This is a genomic window from Stenotrophomonas sp. 278 (assembly GCF_003935715.1).
Taxonomy (GTDB): Bacteria; Pseudomonadota; Gammaproteobacteria; order Xanthomonadales; family Xanthomonadaceae; genus Stenotrophomonas; species Stenotrophomonas maltophilia_AH.
The window spans coordinates 1-17,869 of record NZ_RHPP01000088.1; the positions used below are offsets into that span (position 1 = coordinate 1).

General features: G+C 64.3%; 15 protein-coding genes and 1 pseudogene. All 16 read left to right on the forward strand.

Annotated features, from left to right (window positions below; genetic code table 11):
* Window positions 1-804 (forward strand): terminase gpA endonuclease subunit (locus EGJ34_RS14370; protein WP_185750183.1); only part of this gene is annotated, 804 nt, incomplete at its 5' end.
* On the forward strand, window positions 804-1,136 hold the full coding sequence (locus EGJ34_RS14375; RefSeq protein WP_125361151.1) for a hypothetical protein: 333 nt from the start codon (window positions 804-806) through the stop codon (window positions 1,134-1,136). The genes EGJ34_RS14370 and EGJ34_RS14375, both read left to right, overlap by 1 nt.
* A gap of 307 nt (window positions 1,137-1,443) precedes the next feature.
* The gene (locus tag EGJ34_RS14385; protein WP_125361153.1) at window positions 1,444-2,976 is read left to right on the forward strand and encodes a phage portal protein; all 1,533 of its coding nucleotides are present in this window, start codon (window positions 1,444-1,446) and stop codon (window positions 2,974-2,976) included.
* Between the two features lie 2 nt (window positions 2,977-2,978).
* Window positions 2,979-5,216 (forward strand): ClpP-like prohead protease/major capsid protein fusion protein, encoded by a 2,238-nt coding sequence (locus tag EGJ34_RS14390; protein WP_185750184.1) that lies wholly within the window; start codon window positions 2,979-2,981, stop codon window positions 5,214-5,216.
* Window positions 5,217-5,288: 72 nt separating this feature from the next.
* Entirely contained in the window at window positions 5,289-5,654 is a 366-nt protein-coding gene (locus EGJ34_RS14395; RefSeq protein WP_125361155.1) for a DUF2190 family protein, read from the forward strand.
* 79 nt (window positions 5,655-5,733) lie between these two features.
* Window positions 5,734-6,165, forward strand: a complete 432-nt coding sequence (locus EGJ34_RS14400; RefSeq protein WP_125361156.1) for a structural protein P5 — start codon at window positions 5,734-5,736, stop codon at window positions 6,163-6,165.
* Window positions 6,165-6,503, forward strand: coding sequence for a hypothetical protein (locus tag EGJ34_RS14405; protein ID WP_125361157.1), 339 nt, complete (start codon window positions 6,165-6,167; stop codon window positions 6,501-6,503). Before EGJ34_RS14400 ends, EGJ34_RS14405 begins: the two co-directional genes overlap by 1 nt.
* The gene (locus EGJ34_RS14410) at window positions 6,500-6,988 is read left to right on the forward strand and encodes a lysis system i-spanin subunit Rz (protein WP_125361158.1); all 489 of its coding nucleotides are present in this window, start codon (window positions 6,500-6,502) and stop codon (window positions 6,986-6,988) included. The genes EGJ34_RS14405 and EGJ34_RS14410 overlap by 4 nt, the downstream gene beginning before the upstream one ends.
* Window positions 6,989-7,076: 88 nt before the next feature.
* Window positions 7,077-7,400, forward strand: a complete 324-nt coding sequence (locus tag EGJ34_RS14415) for a hypothetical protein (protein WP_125361159.1) — start codon at window positions 7,077-7,079, stop codon at window positions 7,398-7,400.
* Window positions 7,393-7,878 (forward strand): hypothetical protein, encoded by a 486-nt coding sequence (locus EGJ34_RS14420; protein ID WP_125361160.1) that lies wholly within the window; start codon window positions 7,393-7,395, stop codon window positions 7,876-7,878. Before EGJ34_RS14415 ends, EGJ34_RS14420 begins: the two co-directional genes overlap by 8 nt.
* A 10-nt stretch (window positions 7,879-7,888) precedes the next feature.
* Window positions 7,889-8,692: a hypothetical protein gene (locus EGJ34_RS14425; protein ID WP_125361161.1), complete on the forward strand. Its 804-nt coding sequence runs from the start codon at window positions 7,889-7,891 to the stop codon at window positions 8,690-8,692.
* A gap of 82 nt (window positions 8,693-8,774) precedes the next feature.
* On the forward strand, window positions 8,775-9,383 hold the full coding sequence (locus tag EGJ34_RS14430) for a hypothetical protein (protein WP_125361162.1): 609 nt from the start codon (window positions 8,775-8,777) through the stop codon (window positions 9,381-9,383).
* A 95-nt stretch (window positions 9,384-9,478) separates the two neighbouring features.
* Window positions 9,479-13,153, forward strand: coding sequence for a phage tail length tape measure family protein (locus tag EGJ34_RS14435; protein ID WP_260477007.1), 3,675 nt, complete (start codon window positions 9,479-9,481; stop codon window positions 13,151-13,153).
* Window positions 13,150-13,566 carry a hypothetical protein gene (locus EGJ34_RS14440; protein WP_125361164.1) on the forward strand — a complete coding sequence of 139 codons (417 nt, stop codon included), beginning with the start codon at window positions 13,150-13,152 and terminating at the stop codon, window positions 13,564-13,566. Before EGJ34_RS14435 ends, EGJ34_RS14440 begins: the two co-directional genes overlap by 4 nt.
* Before the next feature lie 3 nt (window positions 13,567-13,569).
* The gene (locus EGJ34_RS14445) at window positions 13,570-17,178 is read left to right on the forward strand and encodes a hypothetical protein (protein WP_125361165.1); all 3,609 of its coding nucleotides are present in this window, start codon (window positions 13,570-13,572) and stop codon (window positions 17,176-17,178) included.
* Window positions 17,175-17,869, forward strand: a pseudogene (locus EGJ34_RS14450) (hypothetical protein); the annotation flags it as partial. The gene EGJ34_RS14445 and the pseudogene EGJ34_RS14450, both read left to right, overlap by 4 nt.

Consider the following 17,869-nt stretch of genomic DNA (forward strand, 5'->3'; position numbering starts at 1 on the left):
GTGGGCTGGGGTCGGGGAATGACCGCTTGGACGCTGGACTATGTGGAGCTGGCTGGCGACCCGGCCGAGGAAGACGTGTGGGTGGCGCTGACGGATCTGCTCAACAGGCCTATCGAGCGGGAGGATGGAGTGCAGTTGCGCGCGTCGGCCACGGCCATCGACGCCGGTGGCCACCGGACTGAGGCGGTCAAGAACTACGTGCGCCAGCGCAAGATCACCCGCGTGATGTGCATCTTCGGCGCGGTCCCCAATAACGCCCCGATCCTGTCCAAGGGCAAGCTGGCGGACGTGACCTGGAAGGAGCGCACCGACAAGCGCGGCATCACCATCCATCACGTCGGCACTGTGGCGGCCAAGCACTACCTCTACAGCCGGCTGGCGGCCGACGCGGAGCGTCAGGCCGAGGCGCGGCTGGTGCGCTTCAGCGATGAGTTGCCGCAGGAGTTCTTCCCCGGCCTGGTGTCGGAGGTCTACAACCCGGTCAAGAACCGGTTTGAGAAGCGGGTCACGCGCAATGAACCGCTAGATACTTGGGTTTACGCCTATGCCGCCGCGCACCACGCCGAGGTGAGGTTGCACCGATTCACCAAGTCCGACTGGGACGCTTTGGAGGCAAAGTTGGCAGCAGCAGTTGCAAGCGCGGGTGCGGATTCCCGTGGAACACACGCGGGTGCCGAGAGCAGTCATGGCGATGGGCAAGCGCAGGTGGATTCCCGTGGAACAGGCGGTCAGCGGCCGGCGCATGGCGGCTCCGGTGCGCGGCCGCGCAGCGCAGGTTTCGGGCGTGACGGATGGGGGCTGTAATGGCAAAACGGCGAGAAGCGCGTGACGAACTTCGGGAGCGAATCCTGGCGGCGATGCTCGCCGACATCGGGATCAGTGAGCGTATGGCCCAACCCTTTGTAGACTCCGTGATGCAGTGCTTCGCGGGCGAACAACCGTACTTTCCTGCGGTGCAGAAGACCTATCCGGTGGACTTGATTGGCGCGGAACTGAGGAAGGGGATTCCCGTGAAACACGTTATGAGACAGTTTGACGTGTCGCGTTCCAAGCTCCACGCACTGTTCCCAGGAGGCCTTCCAAAGCCGGAAACTGCGACCGTGTCCGCCGACTCAATGAATGTGGAGACAAATTAGTTTCCGAGCGTTGAGAAATCAGTAACTTAGAGACGTGCCTGTCCTCGCCTTTATTGAAGCGGTGGACAGGCCAGCCTCTAGCCTATGCAGTCATGAAGACTGCTCAACAAATGCTGGATGCCTACATTGCCGCGGAGCAGGCTGTCCTACTCGGACAGACCTATCGTTTCGGTGAGCGACAGCTGACGCGAGCAGACCTGGCTGAGATCCGCGCGGGTCGAAAGGAGTGGCAGGCGGCAGCCACGCGGGCCGCGAGCGGTGGCCGGCGCGCACGTTGGGCCAATGCTGATTTCGGTGGTACTACCTGATGTCCTCCGCGCTCACCGCGAAGACGCGACTGGCGGCTGCGCTCAGTGCCGACCGCGCGGTTGCAACTGCGCGCGCGCAGCTCGCTCCCGTTCTGGCGCGTGTGCATGAAGTCACCCGTCCGTCCCGCAACCGGAAGCTCGCCCGCGACTGGGGCAGCGGCAATGCAATTGCCGGTATGGATGCCCGCCAGCTGCGTGACCAGGCTCGCCACCTTGAGCGCGATCTGGATCTGGCTGACAACGCTCTCAATGTGCTGGTGCAGAACACCGTGGGTGCCGGCATTGATGTGCTGTCGGCTCCACGGCTGCCGGGCCAGTCGATAGAGCGCGACCTGGCCTTGCAGCTGGACGACCTGTGGGATGGCTGGTGGGATGCCCCGGAGGTGACAGGCTCCCACGACTACGGCATGTGCCAGCAACTGCTGGCACGCAGCTGGTTCCGCGACGGCGATGCGTTCTATCAGGATCTCATTGGGCCGGTTCCGCACCTTGAGCACGGCTCGGTCGTGCCATACAGCTTTGAGATGCTGGAGGCCGACTTGGTGCCTTTGAATTTCAACGACCCGGCCCGCAACATCAGCCAAGGCGTGGAGCGCAACGCGTGGGGCAAGCCCGTTGCGTACCACGTTTTCAAGCAGCATCCGGGCGACCCGACCGGGAATCGAACAGAGACCAAGCGGGTTTCTGCCGAGTTCATGCACCGCATTGCGTTGGTGAAGCGCCTGCACCAGGTGCGCGGCATGAGCGTGTTTGCCAGTGCGATGTCACGCTTCGAGGACGTGAAGGATTACGAAGAGTCCGAACGCATCGCGGCCAAGGTCGCTGCGTCCATGACCTTCCAGATCAAGAAAGGATCTGGTGAGAGCTACGGCGGGGACCTTGGCGGCAATGCCTTGATTCAGGACGGCGTGCCGGTACGCGAACTACGACTGGCACCGGGTGCGATCTTTGATGATCTGCTGCCGGGGGAGTCGATTGAAAGCCTTGGCACAGACCGCCCCAACCCCAACGCGGCTACCTGGCGCAAAGAGCAGCTGCGCGCCGCCGCTGGCGGCATTGGGGTTAGCTATTCCAGCCTTTCGCTGGATTACAACGGCACGTACTCCGCACAGCGCCAAGAGCTGGTGGAGAAGTGGGGCAGCTACCTGATGCTGGCTGAGCGATTCATCGCTCTGTGCGTTCGCCCACAGCGCATCCGCTTTGTCCAGGCGTGCGTTCTTTCCGGTCGGGTGAAACTCCCACGGGGCTGGACGCTGCGTGACCTGGCGGCCTCCACGTATGTACGTCCCGTGATGCCGTGGATCGACCCTCTCAAGGAGGCGTACGCACGCGGCGAGGCAGAGGACCGCGGTTGGGTCGCCCCGCAGCAAAACACGCTGCAGTACGGCAACAACCCTGCCGAAGTGTTGCGCCAACGCCAAGACTGGCAGCAGCAGAACGAGGATCTGTCGCCGCTCACTGCCCACACGACCTCTGAGGTGCAGGCCAAGGTTCTGGCCTCGCTACATCACGACCTTTCCAGGAGCGAATGAACATGCGCGTATGCCTATTGGCCTCCGCCATCCACCCCACCATCAGGTCCGACGCTGGGCATAGTCCCGAGCTGGGACCTGCGCTGTATCAGATTCGCGCCGAGGCCGACACGGCTGAGGTGATGATCTACGGTGCCATCGGCGGGTACCTCTTCGAGGAATCCGTCTCGGCCAGCGACCTGGTCGAGCAGATTGGACAGATCACTGCTTCCACCATCCACGTTCGTCTCAACAGCGTGGGGGGCATCGTTGCCGATGGCCTGGCCATCCACAACGCGCTGAAGGCTCATGCGGCTCACAAGGTTGTGACGGTCGAAGGGCAGGCTGCTTCCATCGCTTCGCTGATCTTGCAGGCCGGCGACGTGCGTCAGGTTTATGCAAGCTCCTTGGTGATGGTGCACGCCCCGCATACCGTCGCTGCAGGCAGCGCCACGGTCTTCCGCCAGAACGCCGATGCGCTGGACGCCCATGCCGCCGCCATGCTCGAGGCCTACGCCGCCCGTTCGGGGCGTCGTGAAGAGATGGAGCGCCTGCTTACCGACGACGTCGACCATTGGTACTCCGGGCCGCAGGCGGTGGAAGCCGGGCTGGCCGACATCGTTGTCCAAGCCGACGCGGGGACCAGTGCGCGCCTGCAGGGTGCAACGGCCGTTGCCATTGCCGGCTATCTCCAGTCCATCGAAGGGGCGGGCGCTTCCGTTACCGCCCAGCTGCGCAGCCACATCGTCGCCTCCCTTTCTCCCCAAGTTTTCGCCTCTCTTCCTGAGGTCAGCCAGTCGGCCGTGATCGGCCATATCGAGGATCCCACCATGAACCAGCAGTACCGCCACATCCTCGCCAACGCCGGTCGCCCCAGCGCGACCCCGGCAGGCGCGGCCGTCATCCCGTCGTCAGTCACCCCATCGCCTGCGCCGCCCGCGACCACCGCGCCAGATCCGGTCCAAGCAGCGCTGGCCGGGCTGCGTGAGCGCAACACCCAGATTCAGGCCATGGCTGCGCCCCACATGGGCAATGCGCAGATCAGCGAGTACGTGAACGGGGTGATCGCTCAGGCCGATTCGAACGTCACCGCCGACGCGGTGGGCCGGCATATCCTGGCGATGTTGGCCAGCAATGCTGCTCCGCTCAACGGTGGCGCGTCCATCACCGCCGGCACCGATCAGCGTGAGCTGACCCGGGCGGCGATGTCCAATGCGATTCAGGCCCGCGCAGGACTGGAGCAGCCCGCCGACGGCAACCCGTTCCGGGGCATGACCATGGGCGAGATCGCCCGTGCATGTGTGCAGGCCACCGGCACCAATGTGGCGGGCATGGATCGCATGCAGATCGTCGGGCTGGCCTTCACCCATAGCACGTCAGATTTCCCGTCGTTGCTGGGTGACGCCTCGCGCCGGGCGGTGCTGCAGGGCTACCAAGAAGCCGAAGAGAACTTCGATCAGTTTACCCGCCCGGTAAACGTTCCTGACTTCAAGCCGACCAACTTGGTCGGTCTGGGCGCGTTCTCGGATCTGGACATCGTTCCTGAGGGTGGCGAGTACAAGCAAGGCACCTTCAGCGAGCAGTCGCAGGCGATGAAGATCGTCACCTACGGCAAGCTGTTCACCATCACGCGTCAGGCGATCATCAATGATGATCTGGGCATCTTCAGTGATGTGCCACGCAAGATGGGCCAGGCCGCCCGCCGCACGCTGGCGAAAGCGGTGTTTGATCTCATCAACAAGAATCCGATCCTGGCCGATGGCGAGCGACTTTTCAGCGCCAAGCACGGCAACCTTCTGCCCGCGAGCCTGATCAGCACCGCCAGCGTCGGCGCTATGCAGGCCGCGATGCGGCTGCAGAAGGACAAGGACGGTAACCTGATCCAGGTGCCGATGAAGGGTTTGCTGACGCCGGTCTCTCTCGGCTTGCAGGCCCGGGCCGTGCGCGCCGCCGAGTTTGCCGTTGGCGAAGGCACTGGCGACCGCGACCCGAATACCGTGCGCAACACCTTCGAGGTGTGGGACCACGGCCGTCTGGATGAGAAGGACGCCAAGGCGTGGTACGGCCTTGCCAACCCCGCGTTCGTGGACGGCATTGTCGTGGGCTATCTGGATGGCAACCAATCGCCTTACCTGGAGCAGGAGCAGGGCTTCACGGTGGACGGCGTGGCTTGGAAGGTTCGGCTGGACGCTGCCCCGGCTATCGCCGACTACCGCGGCATCTACAAGAACCCGGGCAATCCGCCGCCGGCGCAGGGCTGATCCAACACACGGTCGAGCGCGGCCCGTACGTGGCGCGCTTGACCCCTTCCATGTCGATTTGAGGAATGAACTATGAAGAACGCACATCAGGACGGCCGCGTGCTGGATGTGACCCTGACCAGCGACACCAAAAGTGGTGAGCTGGTGATCGAGGGCAAGCTGGTCGGCGTTGCCGTCACCGACGGCAAGATCGGTGACGTCATCGCAGTCCACGTCGAAGGCGCGTTCGATCTGCCCAAGCTGGCCTCGGCCGTGTTCGCTGTGGGTTCCCAGGTTAACTGGGACAAAGCCGAGAAACAGGCCATCGCCGCCGAGGCTGGCGCGGACCAGGTGGGCGACATCGGCTTCGCCGTATACGCCGCCGAGGCCAACGCCGCCTCTGTCGTCGTGCGACTGACGCCGGGTACGGCTGCAGCCGGCGAGGCTGGCGGCGCGTAATCGCTTTGACCGGCATCGCCCACATGCGCCGGGATGGCGTGGGCGATGCCGGATCTTCACGACCGTCTAGGGGGACACGATGAACACCACCAGCACGCCGCGCGGCGTCCGCAACAACAACCCGGGCAACATCGACCGCACCAACGTGGTCTGGCAGGGCGAGGACCGCTCGGCCTCGGCGATGGCGCAGGAGCGCCGCTTCTGCGTGTTCACGACGCCGGAGATGGGTTTCCGCGCCCTGGCGAAGACGCTGCTCACCTACCAGCGCAAGCACGGCCTGCGCACGGTGAGGGAGATCATCAATCGCTGGGCCCCGCCGGTGGAAAACAACACGGCGTCCTACGTCCGTGCCGTGGCCGATGAGGTCGGTGTCGGTGGCAACGAGATCATCACGCTTACCAAGCAGGTGACCCTGTTCCGCCTGGCGCGTGCGATTGCCCGCCATGAAAACGGCGGCCTATTCTGGTCCGACGCTGTGATCAACGCGGGTGTGGAAGAGGCGCTGAAGTGATGGCCGGCCCCGACATCAGCGACGGTGCACCGTGGTGGCTGGCGGGCAGCGTGGTCGCCTTCTGGATCGTGCGTGAGACTTGGGGAGCGCTGCTGTCGCGCCGCAAGGAACGAACCGAGACAGACGCCAACATCGGCCTGGTTGAGGGGCTGTCCAAGCGCGTCGAGGCATTGGAGAACCGCCTGGCCACACAGGATCAACGGTTGCAGCAGGAAGTGGACCTGCGGCTGCGTGCGCAGGAGGAGGCCAGCAAGCTACGCATGCGCATCCTCCAGCTGGAGTCCGTGCTGAGGGGGCTTGGCGCTGTCATCCCAGAGGCTGACGGAGTGTCGGCATGATCCGCGTCCTGGCAATCGCCGTGCTGGTGCTGCTCGGCGTGATCGCCTGGCAGCGGGGCACTGTCTGGAAGTCCGAGGCCAGCGCTACCGCCGCGGTCGCGGATCGCCGGGTGGCCGAGGATTCCTTGGCGTCCGCCAAGGCCGAGATCGGCCAGCTCGACACCGTCATCAAGACCGAGCGAGCGAACACGAAGGCGGCCAATGCTTTGGCCGCTCGCTACGAAAAGGAAAAGAGTGATGCGCAAGCTGAATCCGACCGCGTGGTTGCTGATCTGCGTGATGGTCAGCGCCGGCTGCACGACCGCTGGCAAGCCGCCATCCACACCGCCGCACTGTCCCAGGCCGTCGCCAGCGCCAGCCAGCCTGATGGTCGAGCCGACGACCGGTACGAAAGTGCGGGCCGAATTATTGGAGCCGCCGACCAATGCGACGCCCAGGTGAGGGCGCTGCAGGCGTACGCCCGACAGTGTGGGGGCGAGCCATGACCGTGGCCTTGCAGGTGCTCGCGTTCGTGCTACTGGCGTTTGCGCTGGCCTTCTCCGTTGCCGGTCGGCGCACTGCGGAGGTATCTCGATGAGCCAGCGCGAGTTTCTGGCCGAGCTTGACGCGAGCCTGCACGCGGGATTCGCCGCCGCCGGGATGGCTGAACTCGGCGAGTACACGGCACCCGGTGCGGCTGTCGCGATGCCGTGCCAGGTGTATGTCGACCGCGACGTGGAGACCATCGGCGGGCTGCGCCAGTTCATGGCCGGGCGCACCGAGATCGCCTTCGTGCTCCAGCCCGGCCTAAATCCAACCCCGGGCGGCAAGATCGAGGTGGACGGCAGCGCCTACGTCGTCGGAAAGATTATCTCGGATGACGGCTCGGTGAGCCGCTGGACGGTGCGCAATGGCTGAAGCGCTGAAAGAGCCGGCCAGCTGGGAGCTCGTGGAGAAGATTGCGGAGCGCGTGCGCCTGGTCCAGGTAGCGTCCGGCTTCTATACCGACCTCGGTTTGGGCCTGATTCTGCTGGACGACGATGACGCGCCTGCGGACATAGACCAGCCGGCCACAGCAATCGTGGTCGAGCGCATCAGCGGCACCAATGGCGGCCGCACGCAGGCCAGCTCCGATGTGACAGTCACCATCGAATTCAGCGTCCCGCGCAATGAAGGTGAAGCCAAGCCTAATCGGCTGGTCCACCGGGCGCGACACGACCTGGTGCGGGTACTGACGTTTGACGCTCGCAGCTTGCCGCTCGGGGTCACCAAGTTCGAGGTACTCGAATCCCAGCTGGCCGAGGTCACCGATGACACCGGCCATTCCAGCGTTGTCGCTCAGATCACCGCACGGGCCGGCCTGACCGAAACCTTCCAGCCCCTGACCACCCCGTAGGAGTTCTCCAATGGCTACCCCGCCCAAAGTTCGAAAATTTGCAGGCGACCTGCGCCTGTATGAGTTCGGTGCCGGCGCAACGCGCATCGCCGTCATTCCCGATCCCGACGACAAGTTCGGCAACAAGCCGCTGGAGCAGAGTTCGCTCACCTTCGGATACGAGGCCGGTGATACCACCGAGATCAAGAGCAAGCGTCGCGACGACCGTTACAACCAGATCATTCACACCGACGCCAATCCCGGTGCCACCAGCGTCAGCATCGGTGCGCTCGAAATCCCCCCGGCGATTCTGGCCCGCATGCTGTACGGCAGTGCCGTCACCGCTTCGGTCGAAGCGGGCGCGGTCACGGACCAAGCATTGACCGTGCACAGCAAGGATGCCCCGGTCAAGCTGCCCCATCGTTTCGTGCTGGCCAATCCCGCCCCGGCATTCAAGAAAGGCGACGTGGACTTGGTCGCCGGTACCGACTATGTGATCGACAACCGCCAGGGCATCTTCATCCCGCTGCCCGGCGGCAAGATCGAACACGGCGATGTGCTGGACGCTGCGTACAGTTTCGACAGCTACCTGCAGACCGCCATCAACGGCGGTGCGGTGCCCAACAAGTCCTTCATGATCCTGGGCGACGTGCAGGACCGCATCAGTGGCGAGAACGGCCTGTTGCGCATTCCGCAGGTGGATCTGACCGTGGACGGCGACGTTGACTGGTTCAGCGACGAACCGATTCAGGTCACCCTGAACGGTCCGGTCATCTTCCGCTCCGAAGAAGCCGCCCTGTACACCTTCGAGGTGTACGAGCAGCAGGCAGGCTGATGATCGCGCAGGCCGCCCTCGGTCTGCCAAAGGCGGCACCTTTCGAGGTGCCGTCCTTCTTTGGCATGGGGAGGGGCTGACCATGGCACGTACGGTGGACACCTTCGGGCGGGTCAACGCCGGCGCGCTCGCTCGGCTTGCCGCACAGATCGACGGGCTCAGCAAGACCGCTCTCGCAAAGGCCGACGCGCGCTCGAACGTGTCAGTGCGGAGGCGTTTCGAGCCGGCGGCGAAGAAGGCCATCCGTGCGGTCTACAACGTCCGGGCGAGGGACCTCACCGGACGTTTCACGGTCAATTCGGGGCGGGACGAGAACGGTGAGTACCTCACGCTCAACGCCTCCGTGAAGAAGTTGCCCCTGATCGGCTTCGGTGGTCGCTGGGGTGGTCGAAAGACGCCTGGCGCTACGGCGGACATCCAGACGGGCAAGCGGAAGGTCTATGCCTCGGCGTTCATCGCGCGAATCGGTGGCCAACGTCGAATGGTTGTGCGTCAGTTCTCCCGCGATGCCACTGCGCCTTCCGGGCGCGACGGTCGCCGGAAGCTTCGCACCCTCACCGGGGCCAGCGCCTTCCAGATGGTAATGGGCGAGGGCGAGGTGATCGCAGCCAAGCTCGCCCGGCAGATGAACGAATACCGCGGCAGTGAGCTGATCCGACAACTGAAGTTGGCACGTAAGAGGAAACGTTGATGGCAGGTTCGGGGGCATTTGAAGAAGCGCTGCGGTTGGTCCTTGAGACCAGTGGCACCGAAGGCGTGGACGCACTGCGTCAGGCGCTGGTGGAGATGGGCGTGGCCACGGAGGACGTCGGGGCCGACACCGCCAAGCTGGTAGACAAGCTCGCCGAGCTTAATGCGACTGCGGGCAAGAGCGATGCCTTCACCGGCATGATGCAGACGCTCGATGAACTGGAGCAGCGATACAACGCCAACCAGCGTGCCGCCTTGGAGTTGAGCCTCAAGATCGGCGAAACGGTCAGCCCGTCAAAGGAATTGCTCGCTGCTCAGAAGGCGCTTCGCGCCGAAGGTGACAAGCTTCAGAGCAGCCTGAACAAGCAGTGGGAAGCAGTTGCGAAGGCGGATACGGAACTTCGCGAACTGGGCGTGGACACCGCGCAGCTGGCCGGCGCTCAGCAGCGTTTGCGGACCGAAGCTACACGTACCGCGCAGGCCTTTGCTGAACAAGCAAAGGCTTCGGCCGAAGCGGCCAAAGAGGCCCGGCGTCGCGATGTCCAGATCGCAGAGAGCGATGCCGGCTTCCGCGCCCAGGCCAAGGCCAGTACCGCAGCGGCCCAATCGCTCCAGGCTTACCGCGATCGCGCGAACCAGGCCGCCAAAGACACCGCCGAACTGGGCGTGGCCGCAACGACCACTAGCTCCATTCTGGACAAGCTCAAGGGGGTAGCCGCCACCGCACTGGGCTTCGTCGGCTTCTCCAAGCTGGTCGATGGCATCAAGAGCATCATTACCGAGGGAAGTGACGCCGAACAGGAGCTGGCGCAACTGGAGGCCGCTCTCGCGGCGACCGGGCGGCAAAGCGAATTCTCCGCCGATCAGCTGGCCCAGATGCGACGCCAGCTGCAGGGCGGTTTGTTCGACGACGGCGAGATCTCCAAGGCTCAGGTGCGCCTGCTGTCTTACACGAACATCGTCGGCCAGCAGTTCCCGGAGGCGATGCAGATCACCATCGACCAGGCCCAGCGCTTGGGCATCAGTCTGGAACAGTCGGCCGAGGTGGTGGGCAAAGCCCTGCAGACGCCGTCCAAGGCGATGGAGTCCTTGAGCAAACAGGGCTTCACGCTGGATGCCAGTCAGAAGCAGCTGATTACCCAACTGGAGGCAACCGGCCGGGTCGCTGAGGCGCAGGCCATCATCCTTGACCTGCTGGCCGAGTCCTACGGTGGCGCTGCCGCCGCCGCGAAGGTGGGCACCATTGCGGGTCTGTGGAAGGCCGCTACCGAGCGCTTCAAAGACTGGAAGCAGGAAGTCGCCGACCAGGGCGTACTGGACTACTTCAAAACCCAGCTGACCGACATGCTTGCCTTGGCCGACCGGCTGGCAAAGGATGGCACGCTGAGCCGCTGGGCCAAGCAAACGGCTGATGCCATCGTCACCATGGCCAACGCCGCTCGGTCGGCGACCACATGGCTGGTGGAGCACAGCGGTGCGCTGGTGACGATGGGCAAGGCGTTTGCGACCTTTGCCATCGTGCGTGCCATCGTCCAGATGAACGCTTGGCGCGTCGCCTTGATGGCGTCAACCCGGGCGCAGCTGGCCAACGCGGCGGCGATGGATGCGACCGGCAGGGGCGCACTGACGCTCGGCAACATTCTGCGCACGCTGCCCCGCGCCGTGCCAATCACCGTGGCGCTGCTGGGCGTGGAGCTGGCTACAAAGACTTTGCATGCCCTTGGGGAAGCGCTGGGCGAAGAGCTGGGCAAGAATAGCCAGGCCATGAAAGAGTCCGGCGAAGCGGTTCGCCAGATGCGCGAGCAAATGTATCTGCAGGGGGTGGAATACAAGAAGGCCGCTGTCTCGATTGCAGAATATCGCGATGTTTCAGTGCGTTCGTCTGCCGAAGTGGCGGCGATGGGGGAGCAGGAGCGAAAGTCCTATGAGGGCCGGTTGGATGGCCTCAAAAAGTACCTGACCGCGCAGCTGGGCTTCCTGTTTACCCAGAAAGAGCTTGGCCTGGCGACGCAGGAGCAGTTGGAAGAGCTGGACAGGGTCAAAGCTCGACTGGCAGAGGTCGCGACCGGATACCAGTCTCTTTCGGCCGGTGCGCGGGTTGCAGGCGAGGCGCTTAGGAGCGGCATTGGCACTGGCGCTCAGCTGGTGGTGGAGCAGCTCAAGGGTATCGCTAACGATTCAAGGCTTGCCGCTACCCAAATTGGGTCCCTGTTTCAGAGCCTGAACTACAGCGACACCGCTTCTCTGGGCAACGTCGCCGTTGCGCTGGCTTCAATCGCTGAGCAGGGTTCGGGCGCGGCGCGCAACGTACGCGACGGCCTGATGGCCACGCTGCAGCAGCTCAGCGGCGAAGAGCTCTCCCGTTTCCAAGCCGCCGCACAGGCCGCCTTCGCGTCGCTGCCCTCGGCGGCCGCAAACACCTCGGTGGTTCTGGAACAGACGCTTCTGGCGGCCATGGCCAAGCTGGGCGTGTCGGCCGAGCGTATGGGCGTGAGCTTCACCGCGGCGGGGCGCGACGCCAATGCCGCCTTTGCCACGGTCGTGGAAAACGCTCTCTCTACCAGCGCCCAGGTCGAGACTGCCTTCAAGGCGGCACTGGGCAACGTGGCCACGCTGGATGAGGCCAAAGCGCTGGGTGCACAGCTGCAGGCCGCCGGTCAGCAGGGCAAGATCGGATTCGACCAGGCAGAGCGGTCGGCGGCGGCGCTGAACGCCCGTCTCCGCGAGATCACCAACGCGATGAACCCGCTGAACGATGAGTTCGGCAGGCTGGGCATCCAGTCGCAGGCCTCTTTGGATGCGGCGCGCGACGCGGCGAAAGACGCCTTCGAGGCTATCCGGCGCGGCGCAGCCCAAGGCAAGGCCAGTATCGAAGACGTGCGCCGGGCCTTTACTGCATACGCCAACACCGCCCGCTCGGCCGTCGCCAACAGCGATGACTGGAAACGCAAACAGGTGGAATCCCAGCTGGAGGTTCAGGGGGCCACTTATGCCACCAACCAGGCGCTGGCCAACCAAGGCAATGCCGGCGCAGCGGCCGGCCAAGCTGTGGCGGCCGGTGGTGCCCAAGCGACCGCCGCCATGGAGCAGGTACAGAGCGCTGCTGCGGGGGCGGCCAGCAGCGTTGCGGCTGTCGGTGCGGCAGCTGGCGGAGCCAGCGGCACCTTGAACAAGGCGGCGGCGTCGGCCAGTGGCTTCTCCATGAACATGGGACAGATCTCTGAGAAGACCCGCGAGCTGTTGAGCCAGATGGGTGGGAAGAACGGGCTTCAGCAGTTCGCCAACATCTGGAACGGCCTGGCGGCCCAACGGCGGGAGCTGGAGGCCTACAAGCAGGAGCAAGCGGAGGTGCTGAAGGGAATGGACGATCTGTCCAGGCAGCGACGTGAACTGGCCCAGCGCTTTGACCTGTTGGGGGAAGGTGAGCTGGAAGAGGTGCTCCAGATCGAGCAGCAAATCGAATCCAAGCGGGCTGAGCGACGGCGCGCCGAGGCGGAGGAACGCCGCGCCCGGCTGGACGCCGCGCGAGAAGAAGCAGCTTTGCAGGCCGAAGCCGATGCCAAGCGCATCACCAATGGCAGTGGTAGCAGCGGGGATGGCGCGCAGGTCCTCAGGATCGAGTGGACCGCCCCGTCACGCTCGGTGGCGGCCAGTGCATCGGCGGCCGAGCGGGAGCAGGCGGAGCGTCTGGCGGGCATGGTCGCCCCACTGGTCATGGACCGGGTTGCGCGCAGCCGCAGCGTATCGGTGCGAGCGGGGAGTAGCCGATGAGCCGAATCGTCCTGGCCGGTATCGAACTGCCAGCAGATCTCCAGTGGATTGATGAATTCACCGCGTGGCGGGTAGGGCAGCAGGTCAAGACGAGTCTGACCGGCGCTCGTATCGTCCAGGAATCCGCCCTCCAGGCCGGGCGGCCCATCACGCTCCAGACGCAACGCGAGGGCAATGCGTACATCGCGCCGGTCCCGCTGGAGGTGCTGAGGCAGCTCCAGGCCAGTGAAGAGCAGCCGCGTATCGCGCCGCTCCAGCTGCTGATGCCGGCCCACAACGGCGGTGAGCGCGCCTTCGCAGTGCGCTGGCGGCGTACCGAGGGCGCTGCCCTGGAAGCTGCGCCCATCAAATATGCCGTGCCTGCGCTGGACGGCGACTACTTCTCCATCACCCTTCGACTGATGACGGTGTAACCGATGACGATTTCCGCAACAGACATCAAGATGCGCCAGTCGCAGCGCCTGACCGATAACCCCGATGGCGGCGGACGTATGGTCCAGGCCGAGATCGTGGACGGACAGATGAACAACCTGTTCCCCGACATTGGCGATGAGGAGCGCACCACGGGCCGCGCCACCTTGCGCAAGATGTTCGTGCACGTGGATACGCCCGGCACGGATGTGCTCAAAGACGCTATCGGTGTGCTGTTGGATCCGCCGACCGATCCGAAGGTGCAAGTCAGCATGTTCGCCACCGGCAGCTACAGCGACGTGCGAAGCGATGCACGCAACAGAGTGGAGAGCTACATCACTCGGGGCGTGGAATCACGTTACATCCTGCTCAGCAACCACTTCATCGGCCAGCAGGCACTCCAGTTCTACTGCATGAAAGATGCCCCAAGCCCGGACATCAACGACAACCTGTGCCTTTTTGTGACCGCTGTGGGCTACACGCCCAATGAGCAGTACGTGCGGGTCAAGAGCATTCTGTCGCGCACGACACGTACCTTCTACGACGATCTGGGCGCATTCGAGCGCGACGTCGTCGTGGTCGAAACGGTCACCGCGCTGCTGTACGACTTCCCGGGGCAAGAGGCGACGCGCCTGACCAGCATCAAACCTCCGACGCGGATCTACGAAACCAACGTGGTGGAGGCGACCAGCTACCACAGCGTCAAGCGCCTCACGACCGATGCCAAGCCGGGTGACCTGTCGGTCCAGGTGGACAGCCCTTACGTCACCATCGTGCCTACTTCGACGGCCGAGACGCCTGTGAGTGACGTGCTCGCCGGGCTGGGTACGATCAGCTACGTGCCATCCGGCCCGGCGGGTTCGCTGGGGCTGACCTTCAGTACCAACTTCCCGGCGGGCGCTCCGGTGACCCGTTTTCTGGGCACGCCGATGGTGCCAGGTTCAGTCAAGGTGCTGGCCGGGAGCGTAGATCTGTCTGACGACGGTTCAGGTGGTTTGGCCTCGGTCGGCGCATCACCGTGGTCCGGCACGGTTGATTACCAGGCCGGATCGATCAGTCTGACCAGCGCCAACGCGGTGGGCTTTGCCAGCGTGAGCGTTACTGCCCGGCCGGCCGGCGCGATCTCTGCGCAGGGGTTCTCAGACGCGATCCAGGTTACCCAGAACAATCAGGGCTACAACTGGCTCTTCCAGCTCACCCCGTTGCCCGCTCCGGGCACCGTGGTGGTGGACTACCGGGCTTTGGGTAAGTGGATTCGCCTGCAGGACAACGGCCAAGGTCAGTTGGTGGGCAAGCCGGGGCAGGGCAGCGGTTCTGTCAATTATGCGACCGGCGCGGTCGTGCTGACTGCCGGCGCGCTGCCCGACCTGGACAGCAGTGTGATCCCGAGTTGGGGCACGCCGGTGCTGGCGGAGGCCCGCACCGGGGACGTGGCCATCGAGCCGCCGTCGCTGCACTTCATGTTGGGCAATGGCGGCGTTGTGCCTGGATCCGCGAAGTTCACGCTCCGGGTGAGCAGTGCCGACCTTCCTGTGACGGACAACGGTGCAGGCGGCCTATTGATCGGCGGCGTCGTGCGCGGGTCCATTTCCTACGCCACCGGCGAGGTGATGATCCGCCCGGTCTCCCTCCCGGACGCAGACAGCCAGCTCGCTTGCGAGTACGAGTACGGACAATCGCTGTCCGGCACGGCCCAGCCAGTACCTGATGGCGCGGGCTTGGTTGCGATCTCGCTGCCAGAGGGGCCAGTGCGCGCCGGCAGCCTGCGTCTGGACTGGGTGATCACCGTCAGCAAAGACCCCTCGGGTTTGGTGAGTACGCCGCAGCCCATGCGTGTCACCGCCAGGGATGACGGGCAGGGGAACGTGGTCGCCGTGAGCATCGGGGGGCAGGCCTTCAGCACGGTGCTGGGCGCAATCAACTACAACACCGGGGCGATCAACCTGCAGGCCGGCAAGTTCACGGTCCACGAGGTCTCGCTGCCTATGTATGAGATTGTCACCGGCCGGAAGGACCTGCGCATCATCGGCTACGTCCGCCAGGACGTGGCCGCCCAATTCTCTGCCGGGACGCTCATCTCGATGGGCTGGATGATTGCGGGCGCAGCCGAAACGACCTCCAGTGAGTCGCTGCCGCTGCCTCCGGTGCAGTTGTTGCTCACGCCGACCATCAGCGACAGCATTGTTCCGGGCAGTGTGCGCTTCACGTACAAGGGCCGGACCTACGTGGATCGCAACGGAGGCCTGTACTACAACATCGACCCGATCTCCGGCGCGGGCATCTACGGCGGCACCATCGACTACGCCGCCGGCTCGGTTAGCCTCACCCAATGGGTACCGGGCGGTGCCAATACCGTAAGGGTCGAGTCGTTGCTGACCCGTATCGCTGAGCCGGGTGTGGCTGCTGTCTACTTCCGTGCCCCGGGATCGCCGCTGCGACCTGGGATTTTTACCCTCCGCGCAGTCGTGGTGGATGGCGAACAACTGACCGCGACGGCCGACGTCAATGGGATCATCAGCGGCCCCCGGGTCGCCGGCACCATCGACTGGGAAACCGGTGTGGCCCAGGTTGCCTTCGGCACCTTGGTGCCGGTGGCTGGCAACCAGGGTGCACCGTGGTTTGATCCGGGCGCAGTGGTAGGAGATCAGGTCTGGAAGCCCACCTTGGTTCTGCCCGGATCGATCTTCATCGGCGCGGTGGTGTTCCGTTCCATTCCGCTGTCGGCGGTGGTGATCGGCTTGGAGTCGGTGCGGCTTCCCGCAGACGGCCGGGTTCCCGCGTTCAAGTCGGGCCAGACGGTGCTGATTCACCACACCGCCAAACACTCCATCGCCTCCCCGCAGGCCAACCAGGTAGTGTCGTTCGGGCGTACTCGAATCGCGGCGGTGGAAGTGGTGGATTCTGCGGGGGTGCCGGTCGATAGCGCCTGGTATTCCTACGACCTGCAGCTGGGCCGGCTGACCTTCAGCGACCCGCTGAATCTCTCCGCTTACCAGTTGCCCATCGTGGTGTCCGACCGCGTCGAAGACCGGCGGCTGGTGGTCCAGCCTCAGATCACCGGTGAGATCGAGATCAACACCGGCTTGACCCATGACTACCCGGCCGGCGAGGCGTTGATCAGTACCGCCCTGCGTCTGGGTGAGGCCAACGGCTCGCTGGACCTGCAGGCCCGAGTGGTCAACTTGTTTGACCAGGCCGCGTGGACCAACGCCTGGAGCGACCTGCTGGTGGGCAGCGCTGCCACCGGCACCTACAACGACACCGACTTTCCGTTGGTGGTCACCAACAGCGACACCATCACCGAGCGCTGGGCGATTCGGTTCACCAACGCCACGATGTTCGAGGTAATCGGCGAGACCGTGGGTGTCATCACCACCGGCAGCATCAGCGCCGACTGCGCGCCTTTGAATCCACGCACCGACCGACCCTATTTCACCATCCGCCGCCAAGGCTGGGGCACCGGCTGGGCCACCAATAACGTGGTGCGTTTCAACACCATCGGTGGCCTGGCCCCGGTTTGGATGGTACGCACGACCCTTCCTGGTGCGCCCGAGGGCGTCACCGATTCCACCCGCTTCATGGTGGTGGGCAACATTTCTGGAGATAACGCATGAGTCTGGTTCCCACTGTTTACAAGAGCACCGACCCAGGTGCGCCGCTGCTGTCCGGCCAGGCCGGAGCGCTTGCAATACTGCTGGATGCGCTGCTGGTGGACGGCTATGGAAGCGGGGCGAACCGGAAACCCGGGATGGGCTGGACCCGCGCGTTCAGCGGTTCCAATGTGCGTGTGTTCCGCAATGCTTCCATCACGGGAACTGGGTTCTACCTGCGAGTGGATGATACGGCTCAGCGGTCGGCGTTGATGCGCGGGTTTGCCACGATGTCCGACATTGACAATGGTACCGACCCCACGCCCACGATTGCGCTCAAGCCAAGCGGCTCGCGTTGGGATAAGTCGTCGGTTGCAAGTGCCGAGGGGCGAGCATGGGTAGCAGTTGGCAATGAACGGTTCTTCTACTTGTTCATCGACACCTCGGGGCAGTTCCAGCAGTACGGCTCGTCTGTCATGCATCCGCACTACGCAGGCGACATTGTGTCACTCAAAGCGGGGGATATGCACAACTTCGTGGTGTCCTACAAAGGGTCGGACGCGGAGATGTCCAGCACCATGGGATATGCACTTAGGGGGCAAAGTGGTTGGGGGGTGTCTAGTACAACTGATTCCACCGGGACTGTCAGGAATTTTGTGTTCGGGCATAACATGTTGAAAAGGATCATGTATGCCACCCAAGAAGAAGACCGCCA